Origin of the sequence: Amycolatopsis sp. A133 (assembly GCF_031082405.1) — a bacterium.
Lineage (GTDB): Bacteria > Actinomycetota > Actinomycetes > Mycobacteriales > Pseudonocardiaceae > Amycolatopsis.
Genome location: NZ_JAVHJU010000007.1, coordinates 99,366 through 116,542, shown reverse-complemented (window position 1 = coordinate 116,542; position 17,177 = coordinate 99,366). Strand labels below are relative to the sequence as shown.

The 17,177-nt window shown below is 72.1% G+C and carries 16 protein-coding genes; 11 read left to right on the top strand and 5 right to left on the bottom strand.

Annotation, left to right across the window (positions count from 1 at the left end; genetic code table 11):
• Positions 1 to 20: 20 nt before the first annotated feature.
• From meaB to Q5425_RS08690, 3 genes are read right to left on the bottom strand one after another with little or no spacing between them, the layout of a single operon-like run.
• On the bottom strand, positions 21 to 1,004 hold the full coding sequence (meaB, locus tag Q5425_RS08700; protein ID WP_308671603.1) for a methylmalonyl Co-A mutase-associated GTPase MeaB: 984 nt from the start codon (positions 1,002 to 1,004) through the stop codon (positions 21 to 23).
• A 3-nt stretch (positions 1,005 to 1,007) separates the two neighbouring features.
• Positions 1,008 to 3,176, bottom strand: a complete 2,169-nt coding sequence (gene scpA, locus Q5425_RS08695; RefSeq protein ID WP_308671602.1) for a methylmalonyl-CoA mutase — start codon at positions 3,174 to 3,176, stop codon at positions 1,008 to 1,010.
• Positions 3,173 to 5,008, bottom strand: coding sequence for a methylmalonyl-CoA mutase family protein (locus Q5425_RS08690; RefSeq protein ID WP_308671601.1), 1,836 nt, complete (start codon positions 5,006 to 5,008; stop codon positions 3,173 to 3,175). The genes scpA and Q5425_RS08690 overlap by 4 nt, the downstream gene beginning before the upstream one ends.
• A gap of 138 nt (positions 5,009 to 5,146) precedes the next feature.
• On the opposite strand from Q5425_RS08690, the gene Q5425_RS08685 reads away from it, so the two are divergent.
• On the top strand, positions 5,147 to 6,889 hold the full coding sequence (locus Q5425_RS08685; RefSeq protein ID WP_308671938.1) for a serine/threonine-protein kinase: 1,743 nt from the start codon (positions 5,147 to 5,149) through the stop codon (positions 6,887 to 6,889).
• Here the strand turns inward: Q5425_RS08685 and Q5425_RS08680 are convergent.
• A complete protein-coding gene (locus tag Q5425_RS08680) occupies positions 6,886 to 7,515 on the bottom strand; it encodes a MerR family transcriptional regulator (protein ID WP_308671600.1) in 630 nt (209 codons plus the stop codon). The two genes, Q5425_RS08685 and Q5425_RS08680, sit on opposite strands and share 4 nt — an antisense overlap.
• A 114-nt stretch (positions 7,516 to 7,629) precedes the next feature.
• Between Q5425_RS08680 and Q5425_RS08675 the strand changes: the two genes are divergently transcribed.
• Genes Q5425_RS08675 through Q5425_RS08665 form a run of 3 tightly spaced genes read left to right on the top strand, consistent with a single transcriptional unit; the run spans position 7,630 to position 9,763 of the window.
• The gene (locus Q5425_RS08675) at positions 7,630 to 8,571 is read left to right on the top strand and encodes a hypothetical protein (protein ID WP_308671599.1); all 942 of its coding nucleotides are present in this window, start codon (positions 7,630 to 7,632) and stop codon (positions 8,569 to 8,571) included.
• Positions 8,568 to 8,987, top strand: coding sequence for an ABA4-like family protein (locus tag Q5425_RS08670; protein WP_308671598.1), 420 nt, complete (start codon positions 8,568 to 8,570; stop codon positions 8,985 to 8,987). Before Q5425_RS08675 ends, Q5425_RS08670 begins: the two co-directional genes overlap by 4 nt.
• Complete coding sequence (locus tag Q5425_RS08665) at positions 8,984 to 9,763, top strand: purine-nucleoside phosphorylase (RefSeq protein WP_308671597.1); 780 nt, start codon at positions 8,984 to 8,986, stop codon at positions 9,761 to 9,763. The genes Q5425_RS08670 and Q5425_RS08665 overlap by 4 nt, the downstream gene beginning before the upstream one ends.
• A gap of 87 nt (positions 9,764 to 9,850) precedes the next feature.
• On the opposite strand, the gene Q5425_RS08660 is transcribed toward Q5425_RS08665, so the two are convergent.
• Positions 9,851 to 11,014: a glycosyltransferase gene (locus tag Q5425_RS08660; RefSeq protein ID WP_308671596.1), complete on the bottom strand. Its 1,164-nt coding sequence runs from the start codon at positions 11,012 to 11,014 to the stop codon at positions 9,851 to 9,853.
• 30 nt (positions 11,015 to 11,044) lie between these two features.
• Between Q5425_RS08660 and Q5425_RS08655 the strand changes: the two genes are divergently transcribed.
• The 7 genes from Q5425_RS08655 (at position 11,045) to Q5425_RS08625 (ending at position 17,171) form a co-directional block, all read left to right on the top strand.
• A complete protein-coding gene (locus tag Q5425_RS08655) occupies positions 11,045 to 12,676 on the top strand; it encodes a phospho-sugar mutase (protein ID WP_308671595.1) in 1,632 nt (543 codons plus the stop codon).
• Positions 12,676 to 13,128: an NAD(P)H-dependent oxidoreductase gene (locus tag Q5425_RS08650; RefSeq protein WP_308671594.1), complete on the top strand. Its 453-nt coding sequence runs from the start codon at positions 12,676 to 12,678 to the stop codon at positions 13,126 to 13,128. The genes Q5425_RS08655 and Q5425_RS08650 overlap by 1 nt, the downstream gene beginning before the upstream one ends.
• A 296-nt stretch (positions 13,129 to 13,424) precedes the next feature.
• Entirely contained in the window at positions 13,425 to 13,853 is a 429-nt protein-coding gene (locus tag Q5425_RS08645; protein WP_308671593.1) for an XRE family transcriptional regulator, read from the top strand.
• Complete coding sequence (locus Q5425_RS08640) at positions 13,850 to 14,371, top strand: hypothetical protein (protein WP_308671592.1); 522 nt, start codon at positions 13,850 to 13,852, stop codon at positions 14,369 to 14,371. Before Q5425_RS08645 ends, Q5425_RS08640 begins: the two co-directional genes overlap by 4 nt.
• Entirely contained in the window at positions 14,368 to 15,492 is a 1,125-nt protein-coding gene (locus Q5425_RS08635; RefSeq protein WP_308671591.1) for an MAB_1171c family putative transporter, read from the top strand. The genes Q5425_RS08640 and Q5425_RS08635 overlap by 4 nt, the downstream gene beginning before the upstream one ends.
• Before the next feature lies 1 nt (position 15,493).
• Positions 15,494 to 16,669, top strand: a complete 1,176-nt coding sequence (locus Q5425_RS08630; RefSeq protein ID WP_308671590.1) for an amidohydrolase family protein — start codon at positions 15,494 to 15,496, stop codon at positions 16,667 to 16,669.
• A 112-nt stretch (positions 16,670 to 16,781) separates the two neighbouring features.
• Positions 16,782 to 17,171 carry a hypothetical protein gene (locus tag Q5425_RS08625; RefSeq protein ID WP_308671589.1) on the top strand — a complete coding sequence of 130 codons (390 nt, stop codon included), beginning with the start codon at positions 16,782 to 16,784 and terminating at the stop codon, positions 17,169 to 17,171.
• The last annotated feature ends 6 nt before the right edge of the window (positions 17,172 to 17,177 follow it).

The following is a 17,177-nucleotide window of genomic DNA, read 5'->3' as shown; positions in this document are numbered from 1 at the left end:
GCCCGCGGACCCCGCGCCCGTCAGCCACCGAACGCGTCGAGGATCCGCTGTGCACCGAGGGTAGCCGTGAGTTCACCGTCCCGCACCGCCCGTTCGACGTCGGGAACGACCGTTCGCACGTCCGGATGCGCCGCCAGCCGACCCAGCAGCTGTTCGCGCACCATCGCCCAGGTCCAGTCGACCTGCTGCTGCCGCCGCCGCGCGTCGAGTTCGCCGGACGCCGTGAGCGTTTCGCGGTGCTGCTCGATCGCGCCCCAGACCTCGTCGAGGCGCCGGTTGTGCAGCCCGCTGCAGGTCAGCACCGGTGGCGTCCACGACGCTTCGGGCCCGTAGATCATCCGCAGCGCGCCCGCCAGCTCCCGCGCCGCGCGGCGCGCGTCCCGCTCGTGGTCGCCGTCGGCCTTGTTGACGGCGATGACGTCGGCGAGCTCCAGCACGCCCTTCTTGATGCCCTGGAGCTGGTCGCCGGTGCGGGCCAGGGTCAGGAACAGGAAGCAGTCGACCATGTTCGCCACGGTGACCTCGGACTGCCCGACGCCGACGGTCTCGACCAGCACGACGTCGTAGCCGGCGGCCTCCATCAGCACGATCGTCTCGCGGGTGGCGCGGGCGACCCCGCCGAGGGTCCCGGACGTCGGCGACGGCCGGATGAACGCCCGCGGGTCGACCGCCAGCCGCGCCATCCGGGTCTTGTCGCCGAGGATCGACCCGCCGGTCCGCGTCGACGACGGGTCGACGGCCAGCACGGCCACCCGATGCCCCGCCGCGGTCAGGTCGGTGCCCAGCTGGTCGATGAATGTCGACTTGCCGACACCGGGCACGCCGGTGATACCGACGCGCCGGGCGCCGCCGGCCGCGGGCAGCAGCTCGACCAGCAGTTCCTGCGCCAGCGCCCGGTGGTCCGCCCGCTGCGACTCGACCAGCGTGATCGCCTTCGACAGCGTCCCGCGGTCGCCCGCCAGGACCCCCTTGGCGTAGGCGGTGACGTCGATCTTGCGCGGCAAGGGTCAGGACTCCTGCGCCGACAGCTGGCCGAGCAGGTCGATGGCCGCGTCCGCGAGCACCGTGCCGGGCCCGAAGATCGCCGCCGCCCCGGCCTCGCGCAGCGCCGGGTAGTCCTGCGGCGGGATGACGCCGCCGACCACGACCATGATGTCCTCGCGGCCCAGCTCGGCGAGCTCGTGGCGCAGCGCGGGCACCAGCGACAGGTGCCCGGCGGCCAGCGACGAGACGCCGACGACGTGCACGTCCGCCTCGATCGCCTGGCGGGCGACCTCGGCCGGGGTGGAGAACAGCGGGCCGACGTCGACGTCGAAGCCGAGGTCGGCGAAGCCGGTGGCGATCACCTTCTGGCCGCGGTCGTGGCCGTCCTGGCCCATCTTCGCGACGAGGATCCGCGGGCGGCGGCCTTCTTCCGCGGCGAACTCTTCGACCAGCTCACGGGCCTTCTCGACGTTCTGCGTCTTCCCCACCTCCTCGCGGTAGACACCCGAGATGGTCCGGATCTGGCCGGCGTGGCGGCCCCAGATCTTCTCGAGCGCGTCGGAGATCTCGCCGACCGTGGCCTTCGCGCGGGCGGCGTCGATGGCCAGTTCCAGGAGGTTGCCGCCGTTCCCCGCGCCCTCGGTGAGCCGCCGCAGGGCATCGTCGGTCGCCGCGGAGTCACGCTCCGAGCGCAGCCGCCGCAGCTTCTCCAGCTGCTGGGCGCGGACCCCGGCGTTGTCGACCTTGAGGACGTCGATCTCTTCGTCGCTGGTGACCTGGTACTTGTTGACGCCGATGACCGGCTGCCGCCCGGAGTCGATGCGCGCCTGAGTACGGGCGGCGGCTTCCTCGATGCGCAGCTTGGGGATGCCCGCGTCGATCGCCTTGGCCATGCCGCCGGCCTGCTCGACCTCGGTGATGTGGCCCCACGCCTTGCGCGCGAGGTCGTAGGTCAGCTTCTCGACGAAGGCGCTGCCGCCCCACGGGTCGATCACGCGCGTGGTGCCGGACTCCTGCTGCAGGAGCAGCTGGGTGTTGCGGGCGATCCGCGCGGAGAAGTCCGTCGGCAGGGCGAGGGCCTCGTCGAGGGCGTTCGTGTGCAGCGACTGCGTGTGCCCCTGGGTCGCGGCCATCGCCTCGACGCAGGTGCGCACGACGTTGTTGTAGACGTCCTGCGCGGTCAGCGACCAGCCCGACGTCTGGGAGTGCGTACGCAGCGAAAGCGACTTCGGAGACGCAGGGTTGAAGCCCTTCACGAGCTTCGCCCACAGGAGACGCGCCGCGCGCAGCTTCGCGACCTCCATGAAGAAGTTCATGCCGATCGCCCAGAAGAACGACAGCCGCGGCGCGAACTTGTCGACGCCCAGGCCGGCGTCGACGCCCGCGCGGAGGTACTCGACGCCGTCGGCGAGGGTGTACGCCAGCTCGAGGTCGGCCGTCGCCCCGGCTTCCTGCATGTGGTAGCCGGAGATGGAGATCGAGTTGTATTTCGGCATGTGCTGCGAAGTGAAGGAGAAGATGTCGGAGATGATCCGCATCGACGGCTGCGGCGGGTAGATGTAGGTGTTGCGGACCATGAACTCCTTGAGGATGTCGTTCTGGATGGTCCCCGCGAGCTGCTCCGGCTTCACCCCCTGCTCCTCGGCCGCGACGACGTAGAGCGCCAGCACCGGCAGCACCGCGCCGTTCATCGTCATGGACACCGACATCTTGTCCAGCGGAATCCCGTCGAAGAGCTGCCGCATGTCGTAGATGGAGTCGATCGCGACGCCCGCCATGCCGACGTCGCCGGAGACGCGCGGGTGGTCGGAGTCGTAGCCGCGGTGGGTGGCCAGGTCGAAGGCGACCGAGAGGCCCTTCTGCCCGGCGGCGAGGTTGCGCCGGTAGAAGGCGTTGGACTCCTCGGCGGTGGAGAACCCGGCGTACTGGCGGATGGTCCACGGCTGGTTGACGTACATCGTCGGGTACGGCCCGCGCAGGAAGGGCGCGATGCCGGGGTACGTGCCGAGGAAGTCCACATCGGACAGGTCGGCGGCGGTGTAGACGGGTTTGACGCCGATGCCCTCGGGCGTTTCCCAGGCGAGGGCGTCCGGGCCCTTGCCGGTGGCGTCCTCCACCGCGCGCGCCCACGCGTCGCGGTCACCCGGCGACGGCGTGCCGAGGTCGAGACCGGCGAAGTTCGGGATGGTCATCGCGCAACTCCCAGCTTGGCGTGCAGGCCGTTGAGGACTTCCAGGGCGTCGCAGCCGGCGAAGACGTTTCCGTCCACGCCGTCGTAGGCCCCCTTCCCCGCCAGTAAGACGTGGTCGGCGCCGAGGGACGCGGCGACGTCGGCCGCCTGGGCCGCGTAGGCGTCGTCGGTGCCGCAGAGGCAGACGATCCGGGCGCCGGAGGCGCGGAAGGCGCCCGGCAGGTCGTCGGTCGCGCCCGGGTTGACGGCTTCGATCCCGCCCGCCTGGAAGAGGTTGGCGGCGAACCCGGCACGCGCGGTGTGCGCGGCCACCGGGCCCAGCGTGGCCAGGAAGATCTTCGGCCGCGAACCGTTCGCGGCGAGGTAGGCGTCCGAAGCGTCGCGAAGGGCTTCGAAGCCTTCGGCGTATCGGTGCCGCGGCAGGCCGCCTTCCACAGTGGACTCCGCCGGCACGCGGACCACCGGCTTTTCGGCCAGGTTCGGGAATTCGCTGACGCCGGTGAGCGGATCGCGGCGGGTGGCGATCCGCTTCGAGCGCTTCTCCCACGTCGAAGCCAGCCGCCCGGCCAGCGCGCCGGACGCGAGTTCGGCGACCAGGCCGCCAGCCGCCTCGATCGCGGTGAACTCGGCCCAGGCGGCGTGCGCGAGGTCGTCGGTGAGCTTCTCGACGTACCAGGAGCCGCCCGCCGGGTCGGCCACGCCGGCCAGCTTGGACTCCTCCAGCAGCACGGCGTGGGTGTTGCGGGCGATCCGCGCGGAGAAGGCGTCAGGACGGCCGATCGCCGCGTCGAACGGCAGCACGGTGACCGCGTCCGCACCGCCGACGCCCGCGCCGAAGCAGGCGACCGTCGTGCGCAGCATGTTCACCCAGGGGTCGCGCCGGGTCAGCATGGCCGGCGACGTCACGGCGTGCTGGCGCATGGGCGAGGTGAAGCCGCAGACCTCGGCGACGCGCGCCCACAGGCGGCGCGCCGCGCGCAGCTTCGCGATGGTGGAGAACTGGTCGGCGGTCGCGGCGAGCCGGAACTCCAGCTGCCCGGCGGCGGCCTCGACGTCAAGACCGGCGTCCGTCAACGAACGCAGGTAGGTGACGCCGGCGGCGACGAGCGCCCCCAGCTCCTGCGCATCCGACCCGCCGGCTTCGTGGAAGGGCAGGCCGTCGGCGACGATCGTCCGCACTTTCGGGTACTTCCCGGCGACACGCGCGGCGAGCGCGGCGGCCGGTTCCAGCGCCACGGCCGAACCGGAGCGGGCCGCCAGCCCGATCGGGTCGGCGCCCAGCACGGCGACGGCCTCGCTCGCCGGGATCTCGCGCTCGGCGAACAGCTCGAACAACGCCTCCGCCGCCGCTTCGTACGAAGGACCCGCGTCCAGGACGACCGGGGCCAGGTCGAGGTAGACCTCGTTGAGCGCGTCGGCGACCGACCCGGGCAGCACCGACAGCCAGATCGACGTCACGCCGCCTTCGAGGTCGGCGAGGATCGCCTGGTTGACCGCGCGGGCGTCGTCGCCGGTGAACCGGGCCCGGACGTCCCAGCCGGTGCCGACCTGGCCGTCCGGCCGGGAACCGCGCACGTAGGGCGGCAGGCCGGGGAAACCGATGTCGCCGGGGACGTCCTCGGCCGTGTACAGCGGCTGGATCTCGATCCCGTCGTAGGTTCGCGTGACGAGCTTGCTCTCCGGGGCGCCCGTGAAGTCCTCCGGCAGCTTCCCGCTCTTGCGCAGCACGCCCGCGACCAGCTCCTGCCACTGCTCCCGCGTCGCCTGGGGGAACTCGGCCGCCAGGTCGAGTTCGGGAATCGGCACTGACTCCGGACCGGCCACATCAGTCATAACCTGTGATGGTAGAGGCACTCGCCGCGCTCGACCTGTGAGTCTGGTCGCGCTAGGGGGGCGGCCCGGGCAGGTTAGGGGCCGGTGCCGCGCGTACGACACAATTGGCCCGTGCCCCCCTCCAGCGAAGAGACACGAGTGGTCGCCGGTCGCTACCGGCTGCGTTCGGTGCTCGGCTCCGGGTCGATGGGCACCGTCTGGTCGGCCTACGACGAGTTCCTGCACCGGCAGGTCGCCGTCAAGGAGATGAAGGTGCCGCCGGGCATCCCGGCGTCGCAGGCGGACGAACTGCGGGAGCGCACGCTGCGCGAGGCGCGCGCGATCGCCGTGCTGTCCCACCCCAACGTCATCATCCTGCACGACGTCGCGCGCGAGGACGACCAGCCGTTCGTGGTGATGGAGCTGCTGCCTTCGCGCAGCCTGGCGCACATCCTGCGCGACCACGGGCCGCTGACCGTCGGGCAGGCCGCCGCCGTCGGCATCGCTGTGGCGTCCGCGCTGGAGGCCGCGCACTCCGCCGGGATCACCCACCGTGACGTCAAGCCGGGCAACGTCCTGGTGGCCAGCGACGGCCGGATCAAGCTGACCGACTTCGGCATCGCCCGCAACGTCTCCGAGGCGACCATGACCCGCACCGGGATCATGCTCGGCTCGCCCGCCTACATCGCCCCGGAGGTGGCCTCCGGCGGCGCCGTCACGCCGGCCGCGGACCTCTGGGGCCTCGGCGCGACGCTGTTCGCCGCGGTCGAGGGCGCACCGCCGTACGACGCCGACGGCGACCCGCTGGAGACGGTCGGCAAGGTCGTCAACGGGAAGGTGCCGCAGCCGAAGGCCGGCCCGCTGGCCGACGTCATCGGCGCGCTGATGCGGAAGGAACCCGGCCGGCGGATCACGCTGCGGGAGGTCCGGCACCGGCTGTACCCGCTGCAGACGAAGACGCCGCTCGACCTGTTCGGGCCCGAGCTGTTCCACACCCCGGACGGCAAGAAGACGTCCGCGCAGCCGGACGCGAGCGACACGCAGGTGCTCAAGACCGTCCTGCCCGAGAAGGGCGCGGCCAAGGCCGAGAAGAAGGCCGAGGCGTCGAGCAGCGAGCTCGCCACCGACCCCGGCCCGCTGCCGTTCCTGCGGCCGCCCGCCCCGGCGCCGTCCCCGCCCCCCGCCTCGGACCCGCCGACGGTGTTCGTCGCGCCGCCGCGGCCGGCGCGGCGCAGCTCCACGGCGACCGCCGTGCTCGTCGCGGTGGCGATCCTGCTCTTCCTCCTCGCCGCGGGCGGCGGGTTCGCGCTGGCCAGGGCGGTCGGCGGCCAATCGCTGCTGCCGCCGGACGCCGCACCGCGCAGCACGCCGAACGGCCCCACCGACGTGCCGGCGCCGTCGCTGGTGCAGCAGTCCGGCGACGCGAGCTACGTGACCGGCAACGGCGGGCAGTTCGGCCTCCAGGTGCCCGAGGGGTGGCAGAAGTTCGTCGCCCCGCACACCACCACGAAGTTCGGGGCGAACACGGCCGTCCAGTACGTCTCGCCCGACGGCCGCCGGTCGCTCCGGGTGGAACGGCTGGCGAAGTACTTCGCCCAGTTCCCCAGCGACGACGAGTACATCAACTGGCTCAAGACGTCCTACCCGGCGGACGCGTTCTTCCTGTTCCCGCCGTCGCCCTTGCCGGGGGGCAAGGGCACGACGCTGACCTACCGCCTCGCCGAGGGCGGCACCCTGCCGGAGAGCGACGGCGGTGGCGGCACCCGCGTGACGTTCATGAACCTGACCCAGGCGGGCACCAGCCTGTGGCTCCTGTCCGTCACGGTGCCGGCCGAGCAGGAGAACTCGGGCCGCGAGGACGTCTTCGACCGGGTCGCCCCCACCCTGAGCGTCTCGGACTAGCCGCCGCCGAGGACCTTCCGGGACACCTCCTCCTGGGCCAGGTGGCGCAGCCCGGCGAAGATCCGGTCCCCGAGCACGGTGGTGACCAGGCCCGCCTCGATGATCTTGTCGACCGAGGTCAGGCCGGTCACCACCGCGAGGTCGAGCTCCGCGACGCGCATCGCCAGCTCCGCGTACTCCTCGAGCCGTTCGGTCAGCTTGCCGTGCCCGAGCTCCTTCGCCGTGGCCAGCGCGGCGACGAGGTTGGCGAACGCGGGCTGCCCGGGATCGTGCAGCTTCCAGCCGGTGCGGCGGAGGAGGTCCTCGAGCAGCCCGGTCGCCCACGCCGCGGCCTCGGCGGACACCTTCGGGACCGGCCCGGCCAGCTCGTCCTGGACGAACCCCATCGTCCGGTGCGGGGTCGCGTCGCCGTCGATCGCGGTCAGCACGACGCCGACGGAGGCCAGCGTCAGCCCGCCGACCTCGGTGAGCGCCTTGATCAGCCGCAGCCGCTGGACGTGCGCCGCGGAGTACCGGGCCTGGTTCGGGCTGGTGCGCTCGCCGGGCGGGAGCAGCCCTTCGCGCAGGTAGTACTTGACGGTCGCGACCGGCACGCCCGATTCGGCGCTCAATTCGGCCATGCGCATGCGCTTGCGCTCCGATCCCGGGGTCGGTCTCCGGGGCAACCCTGAAGACAGCTCAGCATGGATAGCTTAACTTCCCATAACGGAGAGCTTGACTATCCATTCTGGGAGGGAACCATGACCATCCTTGCCGATCTCCGGAGCAGAACGAACGGGTGGCACCGGCCGTCCGCGTTCGCGGCCGTCGCGCTGGGGGTGCTGGCGGTGCTGTGCGTCGCTGCCCTGCTCCTCGACCAGCGGACCCTGGCCGGCGCGCCGATCTGGGCGAAGCCGTTGAAGTTCGCGGTGTCCGGCGCGCTCTACTTCGCCACCTGGAGCCGGCTCGTCTCACTGCTGCCCCGCTTCCGCCGCACGGCGGCCTGGCTGACGAACCTCCTGGTCCTGATCTTCGCCGCCGAGTACGTCCTGCTGGTGTTCCAGGCGGCACGCGGCCACGCGAGCCACTTCAACAACGCGACCCCGCAGGACGCGCTGATCTACAACGTCATGGGCAAGATGATCATGGGGCTGTGGGTCGCGACGCTCGTGCTGACCGTTCTGGTGGTGTTCACGAAGGTGCCGGACCGGGCGAGCTCCTGGGCGGTGCGCGCCGGGGCCGTGCTGTCGCTGGCGGGGATTTCGCTGGGCATCCTGATGACGTCGCCGACCGCGCAGCAGCTCGCGCAGTGGAAGACCGGCGGACGCCCGGACATGGTCGGCGCGCACACCGTCGGGCTCGCCGACGGCGGCCCCGGCCTGCCGATCCTCGGCTGGAGCACGGAGGCGGGCGACCTGCGGATCCCGCACTTCGTCGGCATGCACGCGCTGCAGGCCCTCCCGCTGCTGGCCATCGGGCTCCTGGCGCTGGCCTCGCGGTTCCCGCGGCTGCGCGACGACGTCGTCCGCGCCCGGCTCGTCCTGCTCGGCGCGGCCGGGTACGCGGGGCTGACCGCGCTGGTCACGTGGCAGGCGCTGCGGGCACAGCCGATCGTGCACCCGGACGCGACGACGCTGGGCGCGGCCGCGCTGCTGGTCGCGGCGGTCGGGCTGGGGGCGTGGGCTACGGTGCGCGTCCGATGAGCCTCTTCGACCTGGCGTTCCCGCTGGCGGCGCCGTTCTGGGCGCTGATGATCCTGGCCCCGCAGTGGCGCCGGACGCCGCGGATCATGGCGTCGCCGTGGGTGCCGCTGCTGCCGCTCGTGTGCTACTTCGGGCTCGCGCTGCCGCACTTCGGCGAGTGGGGGCGGGCGATGCTCCGGCCCGACCTCGGCGTCCTGCAGACGCTGCTGGCCACGCCGTGGGGCGCCGGGCTCGTCTGGGCGCACCTCATCGCGTTCGACCTGTTCATCGCGCGGTGGATGTACTTCGAAGGCCGTGAACGCGGGATCTCGCCGTGGATCGTCAGCCCGGTCCTGGCCCTGACGATCTTCCTCTCGCCGTTCGGGCTGGTGGCGTTCCTCGTGGTGAGAGCCGTCCGGATACGCTCCCTCGCATGAGTGAACACGAGGCCGCGAGCGCCATCGCCAAGCGCACCGGCGTGGATGCGCACGACATCGCGGTGGTCCTGGGTTCGGGCTGGCGCCCGGCGGCGGACGTCATCGGGGAGTGCGAGACGGAGATCCCGTTCGCCGAGCTGCCCGGCTTCACCACGCCCGGCGCGGTGGGCCACGGCGGCACCATCCGCTCGCTGAAGGTCGGGGACAAGAACGTCCTGGTGATGCTCGGGCGGACGCACTTCTACGAGGGCAAGGGCGTCGACCGGGTGGTGCACAACGTGCGCACCGCGGCGGCGGCCGGCGTCCGGTCGGTGCTGCTGACGAACGCGGCGGGCGGCCTGCGCGAGGGCTTCCACGTGGGCCAGCCGGTGCTGATCTCGGACCACCTGAACCTGACCGCGCGCTCGCCGATCGTCGGCGCGAACTTCGTCGACCTGACGGACCTGTACTCGGCACGGCTGCGGGGCATCGCCCGCGAGATCGACCCGTCGCTCGAAGAAGGCGTCTACGCGGGCCTGACCGGGCCGCACTTCGAGACGCCGGCGGAGATCCGCATGCTGCGCACGATGGGCGCGGACCTGGTCGGCATGTCGACGGTGCTGGAGGCCATCGCCGCCCGCGCGGCCGGCGTCGAGGTCTTCGGCCTGTCCCTGGTGACGAACCTGGCCGCGGGCATGACCGGCGAGCCGCTGAACCACGAAGAAGTCCTGGAAGCCGGCCGCGCGGCCGCCACCCAAATGGGCTCCCTGCTACGCGAACTGGTCACCCGCGCCTGACCCCGTCGAAGGCCGCACTTTCACGTGAAAGTGATCCGGAGGTCGTTACTCCGCCTCACTTTCACGTGAAAGTGCGCTTTTGGGGCTTCAGGCCAGGGTGGGGAGGGCGGCGGCGACCTCGGCTGGGGATGGCATTGACGCCACTTCGGCGGACAGGACGCGGGCCGCGTCGCGGACTGTGGGGTCCGTGAGGAGGTGACGGGCCTTGGTGGCGACGGCGTCGGCGGTGACTTCGGCGCCGAGCAGGCGGTCGCCCACCCCGGCCGCGAGGACCGCGTCCGCGTTGCTGAACTGGTCCGCCCCCTGCGGGAGCAGCAGCTGCGGGAGGGCCGCGCCGAACGCGCCGAGCGTTGTGCCGCTGCCGCCGTGGTGGACCACCAGGTCGACGTGCGGGAGCAGCGCCGCCTGGGGGACCCACGCCTCGAGCCGGACGTTCGCCGGGACCTCGCCCAGCGCGTCCTCCGGCAGCGACGGGCCGGTGGCGACCAGGACGTCGACGTCCAAACCGGACAGACCGGCGATCGCCTCGGTGAGCACCCCCGCGTGCCCCATCGCCGTGCCCAGCGTCAGGTAGACCAGCGGACGCCGCTTGTCCAGCACGCCCGGCGGCAGTTCGCCCGGCTCGCTCCAGCCGACCGGACGCAGCGGCACCCGGCGCGTGCGCGCCAGGAAACCGGGGTCCTGCACCGACTCCGGGCAGATGTCGATGAACGAGCCGCCGAACGCCAGGCCGTCGCCGATCTCGATCCCCAGTTCGGCGCCATGTGCGCGGATCGCGTCCCGGATCTGCGTGGCCATCGGGTCGTCGCCCGCCACCCGGCCGAAACCGTGCGACACCAGCGGGATTCCGGCCTTCAGCGCGGCGAACGCGCCGCCCGAGTTGCCCGCTTCGCTCACGACCAGATCGGGGCGGACGTGCTCGAACAGCGGCAGCAGGTCGGCCATGAACCGCTTCGGCATCAGCTCGCCGAACACCTTCGCGACGACCGGGAAGAGCATTTCCCGCGGGATGTCCCCCGGCGGGCCGGGCGGGCCGGCTTCGCCGAACACCTGGCCGAACCCCTGCCCGAACGCGTCCCGGATGGCGAGCCCGGCGACCGCCGTCTCGAGCCCGGCTTTCGTCAGCTGTGGCAGGAAGTCTTCCGAGGTGGCGAAGACGACGTCGTGGCCCGCCTCGCGCGCGGCGACCGCCAGCGGGACGAGCGGGAAGGTGTGACCGAAGGACCCCAGTGAGGTGAACAGTAAGCGCACCTACCCGACCATAGCCCGTAGGCTGACGCGGTGACATCGGATTCCACTCTGCGTGACGCCGCTTCCCGCTGGATCGCCGCCGATCCGGACCCCGCCACCCGCGCCGAACTCGAGGCCGTCCTGGCCCGGGCGGACAGCGACCCCGGGGCCGCCGGAGACCTGGCCGACCGGCTGGCCGGCCCCCTGGAGTTCGGCACCGCCGGCCTGCGCGGCCCGGTGCGCGCCGGGCCGAACGGGATGAACGTCGCCGTCGTCACCCGCACGACGGCCGGGGTCGCGGAGTGGCTGAAGGCGCACGGGCACGCCGGCGCGCTGGTCGTCGTCGGCCGCGACGCGCGCCACGGCTCGGAAGCCTTCGCGACCGCGGCCGCCGAGGTGCTGGCCGCGGCCGGCTTCGACGTCAAGGTGTTCCCCCGTCCGCTGCCGACGCCGGTGCTCGCGTTCGCCGTCGGCCGGCTCGGCGCGGTGGCGGGGATCCAGATCACCGCGTCGCACAATCCCCCGGCGGACAACGGGTACAAGCTCTACGACGCGACCGGCGGGCAGATCGTCCCGCCGTCCGACGGCGAGATCGAGCGCGCCATCGAGGCCGCGCCGTCCGCCGTCGACGTGCCGCGGGCGCCCGGCGCCGAGGTCGCCGACCTGCTGCCCCGCTACCTCGACGAAGTCGCGACGCTGCCGATGGGGCACGAAGGCGCGGTGCGGGTGGCCGCGACGGCGTTGCACGGCGTCGGCGCCGACACGCTGCGCGCGGCGTTCGAGCGGGCCGGCTTCACCGACCTGCATCTGGTGGACGCCCAGGCCGCGCCGGACCCCGACTTCCCGACCGTCTCGTTCCCGAACCCCGAAGAGCCGGGCGCGACGGACCTGCTGCTGGCGCTGGCGTCCGATGTGGACGCCGACCTGGCGATCGCGCTCGACCCGGACGCCGACCGGTGTGCGCTGGGCGTGCGCGAGCGGGACGGGCGGTGGCGGATGCTGCGCGGCGACGAGACCGGCGTGCTGCTCGGCTCGTACCTCCTGTCCACAGTGGACCGAACGGTGCTGCCGGACCCGCTGGTGGCCACCACGATCGTGTCGTCGTCGATGCTCGGCGAGATCGCCAAGGCCGAAGGTGCCCGGTACGCCGAGACGCTGACCGGCTTCAAGTGGCTGGTGCGGGCCGGCGACGGACTGGTGTTCGCCTACGAAGAAGCGCTCGGGCTGTGCGTGAACCCCGGCTTCGTGCGCGACAAGGACGGCATCGCCGCCGCGACGCTGGCCGCGGGGTTCGCCGCGCAGCTCAAGGCACAGGGCCGCACGCCGCTGGACGTGCTCGACGAGCTGGCGCAGCGCCACGGCGTCCACCTGACCGACCAGGTTTCGCTGCGGGTCACCGATCTCGCGGTCCGCGGGCAGCTGATGGCGAAGGTGCGGGCCACCCCGCCGTCGCGGCTGGGCGGCGTCGGCGTTGCCCTCGAAGACCTGCTGCCGGACGCCGACGTCGTGCGCCTGACCGGCGACGGCGTCCGCGTGGTCGTGCGGCCGTCCGGGACCGAACCGAAGCTGAAGGCGTACCTGCAGGTGGTGGCCCCGGTGACGGACTCGCTGGCCGAAGCGCGGCGCGCGGCGCAGGAACGGCTGACGGCGTTGCGGGCGGACGTCGAGGAACTGCTCGCCTGATGCCGAGGTTGCTGATCGTGCACCACACGCCGTCGCCGTCGACGCAGGCGCTGTTCGAAGCCGTCGTGGCGGGCGCGACGCACCCGGACATCGAAGGGGTCGAGGTGGTCCGCCGCGCGGCGCTGGCGGCCACCGTCCCCGACGTCCTCGAGGCGGACGGTTACCTGCTGGGCACGCCGGCGAATCTGGGCAGCATGAGCGGTGCGCTGAAGCACTTCTTCGACACGATTTACTACCCGTGCCTGGATGAGACGCGCGGTCGCCCGTTCGGGTACTGGATTCACGGCAACAGCGACATTTCGGGCACGGAACGGCAACTGCTGGCCATCACGACGGGCTTGGCGTGGGCCAAAGCGGCAGAACCCGTCGTCACCACGGGTGAACCGGATAAAAAGACCCTCGAAGCGTGCACCGAATTGGGCGGCACGCTGGCCGCCACGCTGATGAGCTGAAACGTAAGGGGCCTGTCACCGGAAGCCCTGGGGGTCGACCTCCGGCAACAGGCCGTGGCCAAGGGTTCGCCCCGAGGAGCGATCAACCTTGACCTGTGAAGCGTACTACACAGGGCCGATCATGACGAGTCGAAGGCACGACAACCTCTCGCCTGGACCATTCCGTGCACCCCCAGGGCACGGACCGCCAGGCGAGAGGCGAGCCAACTGTAAACCACTGCATACGCCAGCTGTCAACATGTGCGTACAGTGGGTTTCCGGTTAGAATTTCGCGGCTGGAATCCCAGGGGGTGGAGATGGCACGGGAACGCACCTTCGCGGAGCGGCTGAGCGCCCTGATCGAGGCTGCTCGGGTGGACGGCCGCGCACCGCACAGCTACCGGGAGATCTCCGCCGCCGTCGAGCGGGCGGGCGGCCCGGCGATGTCGCCCGCCTACCTGCAGCAGCTCGCCACGGGCAAGCGGGTCAACCCGAAGATCCACTACGTCGAGGCGCTGGCACGGCTGTTCGGCGTGCCGGTGACGTACTTCTTCGATGAAGAAGCGGCCGCGGCTCCGGCGGGTGAGGCCCAGCTGATGGCGATGCGGGCCCAGGAGCTGTCCCCGCAGGGCCGGCGGCAGGTGATGGACCTGCTGGAGCTCGTCGAACGCTACGAGCGGGCCGAGCGCGAGGGCCGGCACCCGGAGGACAGCGAAGGCCGGGGCCCGGGAAGCACCGTCCGATGACGGAGCGCGAGCTGCGCCGCCGCTGCCGGAAGCTGCTCAAGGAGCTCGACATCGGGCCGCCGCTGGACGTCGAGGTGCTGTGCGCGCGGCTGGGCGAGCGGCGCGGGAGGCCGATCCGGCTGCTGGCCTACCCGCTCGAAGTGCCGGGGCCGTTCGGCTGCTGGATCGCGACGTCGTCCGCCGACTACATCTTCTACCAGGCCGAAACGACAAAATCGCACCAGGACCACATCATCCTGCACGAGCTCGGCCACATGCTGGCCGACCATCACCCGCACGGCGACGCCGAGCCGGCGGACTTCCTGCGCGGCCCCGCTCCGGATCTTGACCCGGATGCCGTACACCGCGCACTGCGCCGCTCGTCCTACGATGACGCGCACGAGTGGGAAGCCGAAACGGTCGCGACGATCATCCTCGAATGGGCGTCGGTCCTGAACTACACGATCCCCCGGCGCGCCGCTGACCGGGATCTCCGCCGGATCCAGGGGGCGCTCGGCGATCACCAAGGGTGGTTGTGAGCACACTTTTCAGCCCCGTGAACCTGATCGCGCTGGTGCTGTTCGCCGCCGCTTTGGCGTGGCGGATCTACCAGGTCGCGCGTGCGCCGACGGTGCCGAACTGGGCCGTCACCGCGTGCGTGGCCGGATTCGCGGCGGCGTTCCTGCTGCAGCAGCCGGTGATCTCCGACGATGTGGACGCGGTCCTCGGCCGGGGTGCGGCGCGGGTGGCCAACAACGCCCTGCTGGCGTGCGCCGTCTGCGCGCTGGTGATCTTCTTCCTCGGCTCGGCGCTGGGTCCCCGCCGGTACCGCCGCGTGGTGGTCGAGCTGGTCCCGCTGGCGGCGGCGATCACGCTGATGGTCGTCGCGATGAGCCTGACGCGGCCGGAGCTGCGCGGCCTGCCGCTGGGGCCCGCGACGATCCACGACAGCGGGGTCGCGGCCTTCTACCTCGGCGCCGGGCTGTACCTGATCTACGGTCTCATCGCCTGCACGGCCTGGATCGTGCGGTATCTGCGGGTGGCCGACCGAAATCTGCGGATCGGCCTGCGGCTGAGCGCGATCGGCATGGCCAGCGCGGCGGCGGGCAGCATCTTCCGCGCGCTGTACATCGTGGTGGCGTGGGTGTTCGGGCCCGTCGTGAAGGTCCTGCTGCTGCTCGGCGTGCCGTTCGTGATCGCCGGCGGGATGCTCTTCCTCGCCGGCGTCACCTACCCCGGGCTGCGGGCGCGGGTTTCGGCGCTGCGGCGCCGCCGCCAGCACCGGCGCGAGCACCAGGCGCTGGCTCCCTTGTGGACGGTCCTGGTCGAGGCGTTCCCCAGCATCGTGCTGCGGACCCCGCCGCGGCGCGGCGACCGGCTCTCCCCGCGCGGCACCCACCGCGTGCACTACCGGCGGGTCATCGAGATCCGGGACGGCCTGGTGCAGTTGTCGCCGTACCTGGACGCCGGCTTCGGCGAGGTCGTCGCCACCGATCCCGCCGCCGCGGCGGCCGCGTTGAAGGCGGCGCTGCGGCGGCACGCGGACGGCGAGGCCAGCGACGGCCGCGCCAAGCAGGTCCTGCCCGCGGGGGCCGACGACATCGAATCCGACGTCCGGCCGCTGCTCGCGCTGTCGGCCGCGATGCGGAACGGGAAGTGACGTGGACACCCTGATCACCGCCGGCCGGGTGCTGCCGCGGCCTTCGGCGCCGGTGCGCGACGGCGCCGTCCTCGTCCGGGACGGCGTGATCGTCGCGGCGGGTCCGCGCGCGGACGTCGTCGCGCAGGCCGCACCGGACGCGGCCCGGCACGACTTCCCCACCGGGACCGCGCTGGCCGGGCTGTTCAACGTCCACGTGCACCTGGCTTTCGACGCCTCGCGCGAGATGCCGGCCCGCCTCTCCGAAAGCGAAGACCTGCTGGACGGCGCGCGCTCGCGGCTCACGGCGATGCTGCGCAGCGGCGTCACGACCGTGCGGGACCTCGGGGACCGCGGGCACCTCGGCGCGGCCGTCCGGCGGTCGTTCGAGGGGTCCGCGGCGCCGCGGCTGCTCGTGTCCGGGCCGCCGATCACCGTGCCGGGTGGTCATTGCCACTTTTTCGGCGGTGAAACGGCTTCCGACGGCGAAATCCGCGCCCTGATCGACGCGAACGCCTCTGCGGGCGCGGACGTGATCAAGGTGATGGCCAGCGGCGGCCAGATCACCGAGGGCGGCGCGGACATGTGGGAATCGCAGTTCGACGCCCGGCAGATTGCCCTGATCGTCGCGCACGCGGCGGCGCACGGGCTGCCGGTCGCCGCGCACGCCCACGGCGCCGACGCGATCGAGGCCGCCGTCGAGGCCGGCGTGTCGACGGTCGAGCACTGCAGCTTCCTGACCGGGCCGAAGTCGTTCGACCGCCGGGAGCACGTGGCGAAACGGATGGCGGCCGACGGAATCTCGGCGTGTTCGACGAGCAGCCGCAACTGGCGGGTGATCGTCGAGAAGCTCGGCGACAACGTCGCGCAGGCGATGTACGGACGGCTGCCGTGGCTCGAAGAACACGGCGTCCGGCTGCTTTCCGGCACCGACGCCGGCCTGCCGGGCTCGGTGTTCGACGACCCGGCCGGCGCGCTGGAGCTCTACGAATGGCTCGGGTTCTCCCGCCGCCGGATCCTGGAGATCGCGACCGAGGACAGCGCAGCCGGGCTGGGCCTCGCCTCGGTGACCGGCCGGCTCGAACCCGGGCTCGCGGCGGACGTCCTGGTCGTCGAAGGCGACCCCCTCGCCTCGCTCGCCGCCCTCCGCAACCCCCTCCTGGTCCTCGCCCAAGGCCACCTCGCAGCTTTCACGTGAAAGCTATCCGGAGGTAGCTCCTCCAGCTCACTTTCACGTGAAAGTGCGGATCTTGTGACGGTGTTTTAAAACAGTGTTACTGTTAGGCGACCCACCTCGAAGGAGCTCCCTGATGCACGGACCGACCCAGCTGTTCACGGTGATCGCACTGGTCTCGCTGCCGACCGTGATGTACGGCGGCTACGCGCTGATGGGCGTCCTGCGCGACCGCAAGCTCACCGACCACCAACGGGCGATGTTCCGGGCCGGCCACGCCCACGCCGGCGTCCTGCTGGTCCTCGCCCTGGTCGCGCTGCAAATCCTGAGCCGCACGACGTTGCCGGACCCGGCGTTGTGGATCGGCTGCCTCCTGCTGCTGTTCGGCGTCCTCGCCCAATCGGGTGGATTCTTCCTCCACCTGCTGCCGAACCGGGGCACGCTCGGCGGGCGCGTGACGTCCGTCGGCGCGGTGCTCCTGGCCGCGGCGACGCTGCTCACCGCGTACGGGGTCGCCTTCGCCTGAGCACCG